The sequence below is a fragment of the Lysinibacillus sp. NPDC097162 genome, from assembly GCF_044762185.1.
Classification (GTDB): Bacteria; Bacillota; Bacilli; order Bacillales_A; family Planococcaceae; genus Lysinibacillus.
The window spans coordinates 395585-408952 of sequence record NZ_JBIWDT010000002.1 but is presented as its reverse complement, the minus strand read 5'-3'; the positions used below and the strand labels follow the sequence as shown (position 1 = coordinate 408952).

General features: G+C 35.3%; 17 protein-coding genes and 1 other RNA gene. 10 read left to right on the top strand and 8 right to left on the bottom strand.

Going from position 1 to position 13368, the window contains the following annotated elements; translation table 11 throughout:
• Positions 1-75: 75 nt before the first annotated feature.
• Complete coding sequence (locus ACIQXW_RS14050) at positions 76-339, bottom strand: hypothetical protein (RefSeq protein ID WP_173478775.1); 264 nt, start codon at positions 337-339, stop codon at positions 76-78.
• Between the two features lie 354 nt (positions 340-693).
• Between ACIQXW_RS14050 and ACIQXW_RS14045 the strand changes: the two genes are divergently transcribed.
• The 3 genes from ACIQXW_RS14045 (at position 694) to ACIQXW_RS14035 (ending at position 3382) form a co-directional block, all read left to right on the top strand.
• Complete coding sequence (locus ACIQXW_RS14045) at positions 694-1170, top strand: hypothetical protein (RefSeq protein ID WP_340821250.1); 477 nt, start codon at positions 694-696, stop codon at positions 1168-1170.
• 135 nt (positions 1171-1305) lie between these two features.
• Positions 1306-1884, top strand: a complete 579-nt coding sequence (locus ACIQXW_RS14040) for a TetR/AcrR family transcriptional regulator (protein WP_340821249.1) — start codon at positions 1306-1308, stop codon at positions 1882-1884.
• Positions 1885-1960: 76 nt separating this feature from the next.
• The gene (locus ACIQXW_RS14035) at positions 1961-3382 is read left to right on the top strand and encodes an MDR family MFS transporter (protein WP_402763076.1); all 1422 of its coding nucleotides are present in this window, start codon (positions 1961-1963) and stop codon (positions 3380-3382) included.
• A gap of 104 nt (positions 3383-3486) precedes the next feature.
• On the opposite strand, the gene ACIQXW_RS14030 is transcribed toward ACIQXW_RS14035, so the two are convergent.
• Both ACIQXW_RS14030 and ACIQXW_RS14025 read right to left on the bottom strand, forming a co-directional pair.
• Positions 3487-4071, bottom strand: coding sequence for a hypothetical protein (locus ACIQXW_RS14030; protein ID WP_402763073.1), 585 nt, complete (start codon positions 4069-4071; stop codon positions 3487-3489).
• Between the two features lie 308 nt (positions 4072-4379).
• On the bottom strand, positions 4380-4961 hold the full coding sequence (locus ACIQXW_RS14025; protein ID WP_402763070.1) for a TetR/AcrR family transcriptional regulator: 582 nt from the start codon (positions 4959-4961) through the stop codon (positions 4380-4382).
• A gap of 249 nt (positions 4962-5210) precedes the next feature.
• On the opposite strand from ACIQXW_RS14025, the gene ACIQXW_RS14020 reads away from it, so the two are divergent.
• The 3 genes from ACIQXW_RS14020 to ACIQXW_RS14010 all read left to right on the top strand — a co-directional run bounded on the left by ACIQXW_RS14020 (position 5211) and on the right by ACIQXW_RS14010 (position 8072).
• The gene (locus ACIQXW_RS14020; RefSeq protein ID WP_402763068.1) at positions 5211-6461 is read left to right on the top strand and encodes an MFS transporter; all 1251 of its coding nucleotides are present in this window, start codon (positions 5211-5213) and stop codon (positions 6459-6461) included.
• A 71-nt stretch (positions 6462-6532) separates the two neighbouring features.
• Positions 6533-7594 (top strand): LLM class flavin-dependent oxidoreductase, encoded by a 1062-nt coding sequence (locus ACIQXW_RS14015; protein WP_340821246.1) that lies wholly within the window; start codon positions 6533-6535, stop codon positions 7592-7594.
• A gap of 223 nt (positions 7595-7817) precedes the next feature.
• Entirely contained in the window at positions 7818-8072 is a 255-nt protein-coding gene (locus tag ACIQXW_RS14010) for a hypothetical protein (protein WP_402763065.1), read from the top strand.
• Between the two features lie 87 nt (positions 8073-8159).
• Here ACIQXW_RS14010 and ACIQXW_RS14005 read toward each other — a convergent pair whose 3' ends face one another.
• Positions 8160-8744, bottom strand: a complete 585-nt coding sequence (locus ACIQXW_RS14005; RefSeq protein WP_340821245.1) for a hypothetical protein — start codon at positions 8742-8744, stop codon at positions 8160-8162.
• 114 nt (positions 8745-8858) lie between these two features.
• The gene (locus tag ACIQXW_RS14000) at positions 8859-9221 is read right to left on the bottom strand and encodes a hypothetical protein (protein ID WP_340821244.1); all 363 of its coding nucleotides are present in this window, start codon (positions 9219-9221) and stop codon (positions 8859-8861) included.
• A gap of 144 nt (positions 9222-9365) precedes the next feature.
• Here ACIQXW_RS14000 and ACIQXW_RS13995 point away from each other — a divergent pair, with 144 nt between their 5' ends.
• Positions 9366-9758 (top strand): YhjD family protein, encoded by a 393-nt coding sequence (locus ACIQXW_RS13995; RefSeq protein WP_483869806.1) that lies wholly within the window; start codon positions 9366-9368, stop codon positions 9756-9758.
• Between the two features lie 325 nt (positions 9759-10083).
• Positions 10084-10482: a hypothetical protein gene (locus tag ACIQXW_RS13990; RefSeq protein WP_340821241.1), complete on the top strand. Its 399-nt coding sequence runs from the start codon at positions 10084-10086 to the stop codon at positions 10480-10482.
• A 128-nt stretch (positions 10483-10610) separates the two neighbouring features.
• Here ACIQXW_RS13990 and ssrS read toward each other — a convergent pair.
• Positions 10611-10803, bottom strand: a non-coding RNA gene (ssrS, locus tag ACIQXW_RS13985) — 6S RNA.
• A gap of 243 nt (positions 10804-11046) precedes the next feature.
• Here ssrS and ACIQXW_RS13980 point away from each other — a divergent pair.
• The gene (locus ACIQXW_RS13980; protein ID WP_340821180.1) at positions 11047-11385 is read left to right on the top strand and encodes a zinc ribbon domain-containing protein YjdM; all 339 of its coding nucleotides are present in this window, start codon (positions 11047-11049) and stop codon (positions 11383-11385) included.
• Between the two features lie 49 nt (positions 11386-11434).
• Here ACIQXW_RS13980 and ACIQXW_RS13975 read toward each other — a convergent pair whose 3' ends face one another.
• Positions 11435-11941: a zf-HC2 domain-containing protein gene (locus ACIQXW_RS13975; protein ID WP_402763057.1), complete on the bottom strand. Its 507-nt coding sequence runs from the start codon at positions 11939-11941 to the stop codon at positions 11435-11437.
• Between the two features lie 95 nt (positions 11942-12036).
• Positions 12037-12678 (bottom strand): YfbR-like 5'-deoxynucleotidase, encoded by a 642-nt coding sequence (locus ACIQXW_RS13970; RefSeq protein WP_340821178.1) that lies wholly within the window; start codon positions 12676-12678, stop codon positions 12037-12039.
• A gap of 171 nt (positions 12679-12849) precedes the next feature.
• Here ACIQXW_RS13970 and ACIQXW_RS13965 point away from each other — a divergent pair, with 171 nt between their 5' ends.
• Positions 12850-13290, top strand: a complete 441-nt coding sequence (locus tag ACIQXW_RS13965) for a hypothetical protein (protein WP_340821177.1) — start codon at positions 12850-12852, stop codon at positions 13288-13290.
• The last annotated feature ends 78 nt before the right edge of the window (positions 13291-13368 follow it).

Below are 13368 nucleotides of genomic sequence, written 5' to 3'. Positions count from 1 at the left end.
TACTTAAATAAAAATAATATCAACCGAAAACAAAAGGATGTTGTTTCTAGTTGATATTATTTCATCAAGTTCTATTTATTTGCTTACTACATCAAGGCACCAAGAGAAATTATCCCATGCTGAATACCAACCGTTGAAAACTTCTGATGAATCATCCCAACGAACTTCGAACTTTTTATGACCTTCGATATCTAGTAAATATAAAGCTAACGTATCATCCGCTTTAGAGACAGCTATTTTCATACCGTTTTGAAGTTCTTCTTCAGTGAATGGTACATCCGAAACCGAACGTAGCTGCGCTTGTTCAAATACTTGTTTGTTAATAATTCTGTAATTCATAATAAACCTCCAATAAAACTTTCTTGAATTTTAAATTTAAATTTTACGTGCCAATAACAGGACTATAAAAGTATATCCTATATTCATTGAGTAAAGAAAACAAAATAATAATTAACTAGCCTTTTTTTTGTCTAAATTGTTGCTTATAGTGTATCAGTGATTGAATGAAGAAATCTAAATACAATTTGTTCTTAACCCAATGTTACAAGGAGGCATTAAAAAAGTCCAGAGACTCACAAAATCGAGCAGTCTTGGAATTAAGTTCAATAAGAACAATCATCCTTTGAATTTTATTAAAATAAATGAAACGAATTTGAGAAATAAAAGTCAAATTTAGAAAAAGGAGGTTGCACATTGAAAAAGTTATTTTTAATGATTGGCTTGATTGCACTTTTAATAGCGGGTTGTTCGAATGATGTAAATAAAACTCACCATGAAGCAGAACTCAATAAAGAAAGTTTTCCTCCATCTATGGCAGGCTGGGTCCATGTTAATGGGAAGAAGTTTGAAATGGAAGCAGGCGGTTATCAATGGGAAAGGAAAAAGTGGCTAACAACTGAGACTGTTCAAACTGATCATGCATCTCCAAACCAAGTAGCTGAAAAATTACAGGCGATTCAGTTAGAACCAAATATGAACATGCGTATTGAGGTTGAAGAAAACCCGGAAATCTTTGTTTATCTTTGGAATGAAAACGGGAGAGATAATGAAATTATGTTGAAAAACAATGAGATGGCAGCGCCGTCAAACAAAGGTCGATATATTTTTGAGGTTTTAGCTAGATGGTCAAATGGTGAGGTATCCTACACATTTGTAGTTGAAGTGAACTAATTGGTCAGCGACATTTCATTGTATTGATTGAATTTAAGGTGGGAAGGTTAGAGTTATTAAAATTTGACAGCGTTCAAAAAGACTTTTATTATTATGTAGACCGTTCGTTATAATTTTTTTAAGGGAGGTAATCCTATGTCTAGTAAAAAAACATCGCGAGAGAAAATTTTAGAAGCTGCAACAGAGCTTTTTCATTTAAAAGGATACCATGCTACAGGCTTGAGTCAAATAATTCAAGAGAGTGGCGCGCCAAAAGGTTCTTTATATTATCATTTTCCTGATGGTAAGGAACAATTAGCTGTTGAAGCGATCAACTTATCAGCAAATAGAATTGCAGCAGAAATTGAGCAAAATCTAGCAGCTTATGAAGATCCAGCTAAGGCATTTCAATATCATATAGAAAGTATTTCGGGAATTTTTCATGACATGGATCCAATATCAAAATTAAAAAATGTTCCAATGGGTTTACTCGCAATGGAAACAGCATTTGTAAATGAGAATTTACGTCAGGCTTGTGAAGAAACCTTTGAAATATGGGGAAATCTTTACTTTGAGAAATTAAAAGTTAGTGGTTATAGTGAAGAACGTGCTTACTTAATTAGCAAAACAATAAGTGCATTAATTGAAGGTGGGATTACATTATGTGTAACCAAAAAATCGAGTGAGCCTTTAATTCAAATTAACAAAATGATTCCTTTATTGCTTTCTAAGTAAATAGGGGCTTCATTTTTATGCTTATTATATAGACCGGTCTAATTAATTATAGAGAAAGAAAGGAAGTATTTTATTTATGGCTTCATCTTTGCAAGTTGTGCCAGTACGAAAACCTAAAAGTATGGCTTTTGTGCTTATGTTTGCAGCATTTATAGGGCTGTTTAGTGAGACAGCTTTAAATATGGCTCTGACTAATATTATGTCCGATTTCACTGTTTCAGCTGGGACAGCACAGTGGCTTACTACAGGCTATCTATTAACAATAGGTATTTTAGTGCCTGTTTCATCTCTTCTAATTCAATGGTTTACAACAAAACAGTTAGTTGTTGGATCATTAGTATTTTCGATTGTAGGAACGATTTTAGCAGCTTTAGCACCAAGCTTTCCGATTTTACTGCTAGGTCGTATCATTCAAGCGTTTGGAACGGGCATTATTTTACCGCTCATGATGAATGTAATTTTATTAATTTTCCCGATTCAAAAGCGTGGAGCGGTAATGGGGTTAATGGGGCTTGTTATTACGACAGCTCCTGCGATTGGGCCAACATTGGCAGGCTTAATTGTGGACTCGTTGGATTGGTCGTTTATTTTCTGGATAAGCCTTGTTTTTTATGCAGGATTAGTCGTAGTGGGGCTTAAACAAATTGATAATGTATCTACTATTACGAAGCCAGCTATTGATGTTGTTTCAATTATTTTATCGACACTTGGATTTGGCGGCTTCATTTACAGTTTAAGTACTATTGCAGAAAAATCCTTTGCTTCTGCAGGGGTATATATACCATTTATTGTTGGCCTAGTTTCAATTGCGTTATTTGTAATTCGTCAATTTAAAATGGAGCAGCCTATGATTAATTTACGAACGTTTAAATATCCTATGTTTACGTTAGGGACGGTATTGTTATTTAGCGGTATGCTTTTAATTTTATCAACAGCGATACTATTGCCTATGTACTTAAAAGGTTCTTTACTATTCAGTGCAACGGTTGCTGGTCTTATTCTTTTGCCTGGTAGTGCCATGAATGCTGTTTTATCACCAGTAGTAGGAAAGATGTTCGATCAATTTGGTGCAAAGAAATTTTTGCCCCTTGGCTTTCTGCTAACATTAATTGCAAGTTTACTTTTTGTCTTTACGATTTCCGCACATACACCCGTTTGGCAGATTATTTTAGCGAATACAATATTCTTTATAGGGATTTCTATGATTATTATGCCTGCGCAAACAAATGGTTTAAATCAGTTGCCACGTGAATTATACGCAGATGGTGCAGCTGTTATGAGTACATTACAACAAATTGCAGGTGGGACAGGGACAGCATTGGCTATTACATTAATGGTCAGTGGACAAAACAAGCATTTCGAAAAATTCCAAAATGCTTCACCATTTGAATTAATGGCTGAAGGGACAAAGTATGCATTCTTCTTTATCGCAGCCATTGCGCTTATTGGCCTTGTGTTATCGGTTTTTGTTAACGGAAAACATGTTGAGAACAATTAAGTTGGGTCTATTTAAATAGCTGAAACAACAAAATAATGACACCCCAATCGTTAGTGTTTAGACTACTTTTAGGGTGTCGTTTCATTTTTAGTGACTGTTCTTTTTTATTTAGTAATTTTTACATTATTAAATCTGTAATCAGTCCAGTTAGCACGAATTAAAATGTTTATTGAATCCGAATCAACAGGTGCATAGAAAATAACATCTTGCGCAGTGACACCAGGCTCAATGTATGTATCAGCGTGAGGGACATTTTCTTTTTTATACCATCTTTTGAAATTAAAATCTGAACTATAGCTGTATTGTTTACCATTTGCCACTATTTTAGATAAATCGCTGCCGTTACTAATTTTATCATTTGTATTATTAATATATGTTACATAAATTTTTAGCGAATCAGAATCTTGCACTACTTTATCGATTGTAACAGTTACGTTTTTTATTGTTTTTGAAAGTTGATCCTCGGTTGTTTCTTTATTTTGATTCGTAGTAGAGAGGGCCTTTACTTTTTCTTCTAATGATTTGATTTTTTCATTCAGTTCTTTAATCTTTTGGTCTTTTTCCTTTAATTGCTTTTTTAAAATAGTGACTTCATCTTCTTTAGTAGCTGCTATTGATACAGTTGGGCTATAAGAGTAGACGGATATTGCAAATATAGAAATTAAAAATACATAAAAGAGTTTCTTCATCGTGTTCCTCCATTCTTAATTTCCTTAATTATACTATTATTATATCGATTTGAAAGTTTTACATTTCGACACCAATCGACTAATGCTGCAAATTAGTTTGATAAAAAAACTAGCCCTTTGCTGACTAGCATCGGTAAGAAGAAGAATTTTGGCCAGAGCATTACATCAAATATAGAAAAATTTTTGCGTATTAAGGAAAATGAAAAACTCGTATGTTGATTTATGTTTTATCAACATGCGAGTTTTCCCTTATCTATTGGATGTTCTATATTCTCGGCAACAGTTGTTGTAAGTTTGACTGTTAAATGTCATTTGAGCAATGTAAGAGTCGTTGCGATTGCATTGTCGATAAAAGAGCGTTGAGGGCGGGATTTCATCATAACTGTTAGACCGATTAATGCGATAATTAGTGATTGTGCTAAAGATTTTGCATCAGTGTTGGCTTCCAGCTCACCAGATTGTATTCCCCGTTCAATCGTTTCTTGAAAGATAACAGTTAGGTACAGTTGATGTTCTCTAGTTAAAATTTCAAATCGCTCATCATGCGGTGCGAGTTCAACCATCGTATTAATACAAAAACAGCCTTTACTAAATGCACCTCCATATTCGTCATTGATGATATCTGAAAAAAAAGTAGAAAATGCCTCTTTTATAGAGGAGTGACTTTGGAGCTTGGTTCGAATATCGGATGCGCGGGACATTGTATATTTGCGAAGTGCTGCTTCGAATAACTCTTTCTTATCACCAAAGGTTGAATAAATACTAGGGCGTTGAATGCCCATTCTAGAAGTAAGGTCGCTTAATGAAGTAGCCTCATATCCTTTCTCCCAAAATAACTGCATTGCTGCGTTTAAAACTTGATCCTCATCAAACTCTCGGGTTCTTGCCATAAGAATACCTCTCTTCAATTTTCGATTTTAATGTTTTGTATGTTGACAATTAGATTGTTATTTATATACCGAACAGTATGTAATCATTATAGTATTAGCCGTGTTTTTAGTCAAATCTATTGAATGCAACGCTTTTGTAGAAAATAAAAGTGTTGACAATCAAAATAAGTTTAAGCTATATTTACCAATAATTATATTGTACCGTTCGGTATGTTATGGTTGCTAATTTAACGTAATGGAGGTTAAGGTGTGTACAAAACAGATTCGAATCTAGAAAATGGCCCACTTTATTCTAAGGTGAATAGTCCATCTCCTGAAACTAAACCTCATGGGCATCAGCATTCATCCATGTCTCGCTCTTTGACATTATTGTTTGCGACTGCCTGTGGAATGTCAGTGGCCAATATTTATTTTGCCCAGCCATTGCTCGATCGATTATCGAATGATTTTGGCATTGACCATTCCGTTATTGGTGTTGTGATTACTATCACACAAATTTTTTATGGATTGGGTTTACTACTACTCGTTCCCCTTGGAGATTTATTAAATCAACGGCGCCTTATTGTGGGGCAGATGCTCTTATCCACAATAGCTTTGATTATAGTGGGGACAGCTTTCTCTAGCGTTGTACTTTTCGTAGGTATGGCTTTAGTAGGTCTTCTTGCAGTTGTGACCCAAACGCTTGTGGCTTATGCAGCAAATATCGCTTCTCCTACAGAACGAGGGCGTGTCGTTGGTATTGTAACAAGTGGAATAGTTATCGGCATACTGCTCGCGCGGACTTTTGCCGGTATACTAACAGATCTAGCAGGTTGGCGTTCCGTATATATCGTCTCTGCAGCACTCATGCTTTTGCTAGCTAGTTTGTTTTTTAAAGTACTGCCAGTTGTTGAGCGCGAGGTGAAATCAATCACTTATGTCCAGTTGATTAGGTCAACGTTTACATTATTTATTCAAGAGCGAACTTTACGCGTTCGTTCAGTTTTAGCGCTGTTGATTTTTGCCGATTTCAGTATTTTGTGGACTTCGCTCGTTTTTCCACTTAGCGCACCGCCGTTTGCTTTATCTTATAGTGCAATTGGAGCTTTCGGTCTTGTTGGTGTAGCAGGAGCATTAGCTGCGGCAAGTGCAGGAAAACTTGCAGATCGAGGGTACGGACAACGAACGACTGGTAGTGCTTTATTATTATTGCTAATTTCATGGTTGTTTATCAGTTATCTACAACAAACAATTGTCGCATTAGTTGTCGGTATTGTTCTACTTGATTTGGCTGTACAGGCAATACATGTAACGAATCAAACGATGATTCTTCCGTTGCATCCCGAAGCAAGGAGTCGACTTACTGCTGGATATATGATGTTCTATTCTATCGGCAGTGCGAGTGGTTCAATTGCCTCAACTCAAATATATGCACATTTCGGCTGGGGAGGCGTTTCTTTGCTTGGCGCTTCGGTCAGTGCTTTGGCTCTGCTTTTTTGGGCTTTAAGTATTCGAAAATAACTGGGTGATAGTACTACTACGAGTAACCCTATATTTATTCTTATAATTTAATTGGACTAGGAGAGATTTAAATGGAAATAGGTATTACATCTTTTGTAGAAACGAAACCGGATGTTTATAATGGCGAAGTGATTAGTCATGCCCAACGTCTACGTGAAGTGGTCGAAGAAATTATCCTTGCTGATCAAGTAGGGCTGGATGTGTTTGGCGTTGGTGAACATCATAGGAAGGATTATGCAGCATCATCTCCAGCGATGGTTCTCTCAGCGGCTGCACCCCAAACGAAAAACATACGACTTACAAGCGCGGTAACTGTGCTTTCTTCAGCTGATCCTGTACGTGTTTTTCAAGATTTTTCTACACTAGACGGGATTTCAAATGGACGCGCGGAAATAATGGCAGGGCGAGGTTCTTTTATCGAGTCATTTCCGTTGTTTGGCTATAATTTGAACGACTATGATGCGCTGTTTGAAGAACATTTGGAGTTGCTGCTTAAACTTCGTCAATCGGAAAAAGTAACGTGGGAAGGCAGACATCGACCTGCAATAAATAATTTAGGTGTCTATCCAAGACCTGTTCAAGATTCTTTACCTATATGGGTCGGTAGTGGTGGAAATCAAGATTCTGCCATCCGTGCAGGCCTGCTCGGATTGCCACTGATGCTGGCGATCATTGGTGGTAGCCCGATGCAATTTGCACCAATTGTACAGTTATATAAAAAAGCGGCGGCTCATGCAGGTCATGATGTCTCCAAACTGAAGGTGGGATCTCATTCGATAGGTTTTGTTGGGGAGAATAGGGAACTGGCAGCAGATACATTTTTCCCATCCACTCAAGCTGGTATGAATAAACTTGGCAAGGAGCGGGGCTGGGCTTATTATGATCGTTCAAGTTTTGATGCAGCGCGAAGTTTTGAAGGGGCATTGTATGTTGGTGATTCTGATACTGTCGCAGAGAAAATCATTCATTTGCGTAAGCATGTGGGGATTACTCGTTTTATGATGTATGTACCGTTAAGTACAATGCCACATAATCAAGTGATGCGTGCCATTGAATTGCTTGGGAAAGAAGTTGCCCCTCGTGTTAGAGAGGAAATTGCTAAATGGGAAGCTAACGGTGAACAGGATATATGATGATTTAGTAACTAGAAGGTATTCATATTGAAATGTGCGTCAATTCGGATGGTAATTATGCAAAGGCTATGCAAAATACTGCAGAGTTAGTTGCTAAGATTATGAAAGATGAAAGGATTCAAATTACAAATGTGGTTCAGCACAATTATTTTTGCGGTAAATATTACCTCGGAATGTGCGTGAAAGAGAGAATAATTGGAGCCAGTTTCTTGAAAAAATTTCAGTGTGTCAAGGTACTACACAGCAACCTGAACTTGTAACAGACACAAATAAATGTGTGATGACAGGCACATACAGCACTTTGCAGGCTGCTGAAAATGTATTAGATGTACTAGAACAGGTTGCTTACATTAAACAAGACAGCACATCATGGCGAGTTAAGACAGGAACATTTATAGGAATGGATGCTGCACTAGCAGGAGCGAATAAAATAAAGACAGCTAAACTTGAACAGGTTACAAATCTTGTACAAGTTTAGCTGTTCCTAATTAGATGGGAAAACCCCGAATAATTTCCACTGTAATTTAAATAGTGAAAAATATTCGAGGTCTTGTAAATGTTATAATTATCCTTGCCAGTTATACCAAACTTCAAGATCATTAAATCTTGCAAGGCTGCTTGTAGTAGTAAGTTTAAAACGATAGCTATTGCCTCTTGCTAACTTACTCCAAGATGAAATGTGAACAGTGCCATTCCAACCACCTGGAAGATCTATACTATTGGCAGGTGTATCACTAGTAACTCCTCCTGAACCATTATCGTAATATGCTTTAACAGTTACTTGTGATGCTGTACCATTAGAAGTTATTAAAGTTTCTGCAGGATTAAAAAATGCTTTACCTCTAAATCCTCCACCTACCCAAATATCACTACTAAATGAAAAAGCACCAGTATTATAGATAGTTTTTAGTGACAGAGTTGAAATTTTATTCGATTCAGTATTAGAAGAGTCATTTGGTACGAACTCAATCATATTTTTAATCTCTTCTAGAGTATAAGGAATTTGGTCACCTTTCTCATCGTAAACTTTAACTTGAGACATAAATTCATCTGAGTTTGGATCAATAGTTTGTGCCGAAGCATCTTGTGATGTGAAATATGCCAATCCAATTAAAGTAACAAGACTTAGAAATAAATGTTTCAATTTCATAATTCAACCTCCAAATAGTATATTTGATAAAACCTATTACAATATAATACATATATTTGTAAAAAGTCTACAATATTTTACAAATATAATTAAAATATACTATTTAATTACATTTTATGGAATCGATTCAAAAACATTGATACTATAGTCATAAACATGTATTTTTTTTAATTCTTTTTCAAAATGTTTTTCTATTTCCTTTTTTTTCTTTAAATCTAGACTAGACACTCCTAAATATAAAGTTTTACTAGATTTATCAGAAGAAATATTTTGAAGACCATACTTAAGGGATGCATCTAGAAAAATATCTTCAGACTCGCTTAGTCTATCAATGTTTTCATTAGAATCTAAAGTTTTAGAAATAATTACTTCTACAGCTTTATTTGATATCCTTAAAAAATCATAGTAACCTTTTGGGAAAAATGCTATAGAAAATAAGATTAACAACGTAAAGAAAAGTATTAATTTTTTCTTCAACACAAATACCTCCTTAATATCTAAAAATTAACTTATATTATACAGTAAAAATAGTTGTTTTTTGGATTTTTAGTTTAAAATATTAAATTTGTGATTTTTTATCTATACTAGTGAAGTACTACAAGTGAAGTACAATTAAAGTTAATGACAGTTGTTCCAGTCATTCAAAGTGAGCGTTCAGTTGTATATTTTGAACAAAGGCGACTACTCCATAAATATGTAGTTTATGATATGGCAGTACAGACATTACAGCGTGACTACAGGGTGTTTGAGAATCTTAAAATGAGCAATGTTTATTTACCAATACTCGATAAGTTTTTAGATGACAATTCACAAGAATGTTACAACTCCAAAAGTCTGTTGGCCAAAGATGAAATTAGAGTAGTGCGGTGGGAAAAGAATAATGAATATTTTAGTGATTTAATTGTTGCCACAGCTGGTGAGGATTTAGTCTTAACCTATGCAAATATGGCTTTGAAAACACAGGTTGAAACATTGCTCATTAGTCACCAAAATAAAGTCCAGGCGCTCACATGAGTACCTGGTCTTTATTTTGGAATAAATAAGAAATTAATTGAAAAATTTCACTTAGTTTTATAGTCTCTAATTAGAATCTAAAGAGAAACCACGTGTGAATTGTAAGCCGAGTAAATCATCTTCTATAGAAGAAACAGCTAACAGAGAACGACCAGTACCTTTCTATAACTGAATAAATGAACGTGATGTTCGTACACAAGTTATTAATAAACCAGGTAATTTAAAAAATTGGCTGGCATGGTAGAGAGAAAGTGGAAAGTAGGTGCTCACATAGTTATTACTAAAACCTCACACATTAAATTTAATAAAGATTGAAGGTTCTATAATGAAAATCGTTATTAAAGGTTTTTTTCTTTTATTAACCTTAGTTTTATCCTTTTCAACATTAGTTCATGCAGAAGAAAATAAACAAGAAAAAGAAGAAAATAATGAAGGTACGGTAATATATCATGTTAAATACGATTATGATGCAATATGTAAATTATTAGGGATGAGTAGAGAGGAATATAATCAGAATTGGAATAAAGGTCTTTCTATATCTGAGATGGCGAAGAAAAAAGGTATTGAAAGAGGTGAGGTGGAAGGATATTTTTATAATTTCCATTATGAAGAAATGCAAAAATGGAGAAAAAAGGGCGTTTTGGAAGAGAAGCATTATTTCGATCTTGTATATAGACTAGCTGATGATATTGAGGAATTTATTGACCGAAATCCAAATCGTTAATGCGTTAAGTTATAACGGTAATTAGTATTAGTTTATTTTTGCATCAACGCTTGTTTTTAACAAAAAAACTCACCCTCCAATAAATGAAGGGTGAGTCGCTTTGAAGCCTTGAGGCTCTAATGTAAAATTTAAAAGCCGCGTATGCCGTATTTCTTATAGAAAGTTTTAAACCACCACTCCTCAAAGTGGGTGTTCGCAGAAGTTTTCCTGCTTATCCTCATGCACCTAAGTGTGAGGCCCGTCATTCCAACTCCAATAATAAAACTCCCTTTTACAGCTTAAAGGTTAAAACTTAATATTATACGAACAATGCAGCCTTTAAGGATATAATACGGCATGATAAACAAACTTGCAAGTAAGATGGTTTTTGAAAAAAAGTCAATGGGCACGTGCTATAAAACATGAAATTTATACATATAAAGCGCTTGGATTATATGGAATGGCTTCATATATTTTTCACAAATACGAACGGAAAATGCGAACAACCTTTGCGAAATTATAGTAAGTGTGTAAAGATAGGAGCGTAATCATTTACTTAACGAAAATTCAAGGGAGGAAGCGGAATTGGCAGCATATCCAAATTGTCCGAAATGTAATTCTGAATACACATATGAGGATGGCGCAAACTTTATATGTCCAGAATGTGCACATGAATGGAGCACTAGTGCAACAGAGCAAGAGTCAGATGCACTTATTGTAAAAGATGCAAATGGTAACTTGTTAGCAGATGGTGATGCAGTAACAGTTATTAAAGATTTAAAAGTAAAGGGAAGCTCTTCAACTCTAAAAATGGGCACAAAGGTTAAAAGTATTCGCCTTGTTGAAGGTGACCACAATATTGATTGTAAAATTGACGGTTTCGGCGCAATGAAACTAAAATCAGAGTTCGTGAAAAAAGCCTAATAGCTGGAATGATAAGGAGCATCTTTCATACGAGAGATGCTTTTATCATTTAAAACCTCCGTAAAATGATGGCAAAGGCAGAGCCAAGCAAGGCAAAAATCGTATGTAATAGAGCTATATAGCTAGCGCCAATGATAAGTGCACTAATATCCATAAAAGAGACACCATGAATATAGAGTGGATTGCTAAAATTATTAATGATGGCCCATACAAAAACAGGTATAGAACTTATGGCAAAGACTATCCAAATGTTTTTATAAAATAAATAGGTTAAACAGCCGAAAAGGGCATATAACGCGACAAAGCTTTTATGTTCGCCGAGTAGGGATGAGTTGAGGGCAAACATAAAAGATAGCACGATAAAAACGAGATGGAAAAATGTTAATGTGCTTTTCATGGATAAGTTTTGATTAGATGAAAGCTTCGTTGCGGCCAACTGCTGACAGTGTTTACATGTAGCTAAATGCTGTTCGACAAATTCAGTTGTATCGGCTTGTAGACCTTTAGTTTTATATAATGGTAGTAAATCTTCTACTATTGAACATTCATGTGACAAAATTTTCCCTCCCATCACTCCTATTATACGCCTTTTTTTAGGAAATAAAAAAAGCCTTCCGTCGATCAATTCATCGGAAAACTTGTACATGCACATTATTTGTTTGTGTTTAATACTTCATTCGTTAGCGTTTGAATATCAATATGTGTTTTCTCCTTAACAGCATCTTTCAATATTTCAGTACGGAAATATTGGACTGTTGCCGGAAGAGGAATAGCTAAAAGCTTCGCCAGCGCTGTTTGATACATATAGACGAATTCCATATCGGTATTACCGCGCTTTAATTCTGCAAATGCTTCATAAAATTGATCTAGTTTATCTGCAAATTCAAGCAAACGTCCTTCAAGTGTTGCATCTTTGCCTTCTTTCATACGCTCGAAAAAGATGTCCTGGAAATCTTTTGGGATTTCATTAATAATGAATTTTTCCATCATTTTTTCTTCCACATGTGCGAGCATTTGTTTCAGCTCAGGACTAGCATGCTTAACGGGAGTTTTTATATCACCGATAAATACTTCAGCGAAATCATGATTAATGGTTTTTTCATATAATGACTTCCAGTTTACTGTAGCGCCATTCATTTCTTCAAGAGTTGCAAAAAACATGGCATATTGTGAAACTTTCCATGAATGGGCAGCTACATTATGCTCTTCGAATTTGAAGCGGCCAGGGCAACGAATAATACGTTCTAAATCATTAAGACTTGTAAAAAATTGATGAATTCCTATAAGAATCACTCCTTTTTGTTCTATAAGTGCATGTTACTATAATCAATACCCTCATTGTGCAGATTTCAAACAATTTTACAATGATTCACGCTACGTTTACAAAGGATTCACATTTAGAATGAGAGAACATAATGAGGAATGCTATAATTAGTAAGACTTATTAAAGGGAGAGTATGCATTATGATATCGATTTATACACTTCTTCTATATATACATATTTTAAGTGCTATCCTTTCGATTGGGCCATTGTTCGTAGTTTTAGCAATAGTAAAGAAAATGCATACAGCTGCGCATGAGGAAATGCCGCCATATATCCAAGTATTTCAGGGTGCGATTACGATTGTTAAACACGCTGGACATGTTCTAGTTGCCTCGGGCATTTTATTAATGTGGCGTGGAGGATATCCATGGACAACATCTTGGGTAGTGTTAACATTTCTTGTTATGGCAGGTTCCATCGTCTTTTTGGCGCGAGCGTTTAAACCGACCATTCGAACATTTAATACGCCGGCCTACAATCAGCAAAAATTTGCCTCGCTTTTACATCGAAAGGCATGGATGTATATTGTATTACTGCTCATTATGCTATGGCTAATGGTAGCTAAGCCCGTAATTTGGTAATCGATGCATGCAAAAAAACAGCGTCTTAAATTGTGAAAATTGTGTGAGTGCCTGGCACTTTGATTCTTAAACCAAAAA

Excerpts from the sequence above, each read along its gene's own strand:
- ACIQXW_RS14050 (WP_173478775.1), bottom strand. The coding sequence starts at position 339 with ATGAATTACAGAATTATTAACAAACAAGTATTTGAACAAGCGCAGCTA.
- ACIQXW_RS14040 (WP_340821249.1), top strand. The coding sequence starts at position 1,306 with ATGTCTAGTAAAAAAACATCGCGAGAGAAAATTTTAGAAGCTGCAACA.
- ACIQXW_RS14035 (WP_402763076.1), top strand. The coding sequence starts at position 1,961 with ATGGCTTCATCTTTGCAAGTTGTGCCAGTACGAAAACCTAAAAGTATG.
- ACIQXW_RS14030 (WP_402763073.1), bottom strand. The coding sequence starts at position 4,071 with ATGAAGAAACTCTTTTATGTATTTTTAATTTCTATATTTGCAATATCC.
- ACIQXW_RS14025 (WP_402763070.1), bottom strand. The coding sequence starts at position 4,961 with ATGGCAAGAACCCGAGAGTTTGATGAGGATCAAGTTTTAAACGCAGCA.
- ACIQXW_RS14015 (WP_340821246.1), top strand. The coding sequence starts at position 6,533 with ATGGAAATAGGTATTACATCTTTTGTAGAAACGAAACCGGATGTTTAT.
- ACIQXW_RS14005 (WP_340821245.1), bottom strand. The coding sequence starts at position 8,744 with ATGAAATTGAAACATTTATTTCTAAGTCTTGTTACTTTAATTGGATTG.
- ACIQXW_RS13995 (WP_483869806.1), top strand. The coding sequence starts at position 9,366 with ATGACAGTTGTTCCAGTCATTCAAAGTGAGCGTTCAGTTGTATATTTT.
- ACIQXW_RS13990 (WP_340821241.1), top strand. The coding sequence starts at position 10,084 with ATGAAAATCGTTATTAAAGGTTTTTTTCTTTTATTAACCTTAGTTTTA.
- ACIQXW_RS13965 (WP_340821177.1), top strand. The coding sequence starts at position 12,850 with ATGATATCGATTTATACACTTCTTCTATATATACATATTTTAAGTGCT.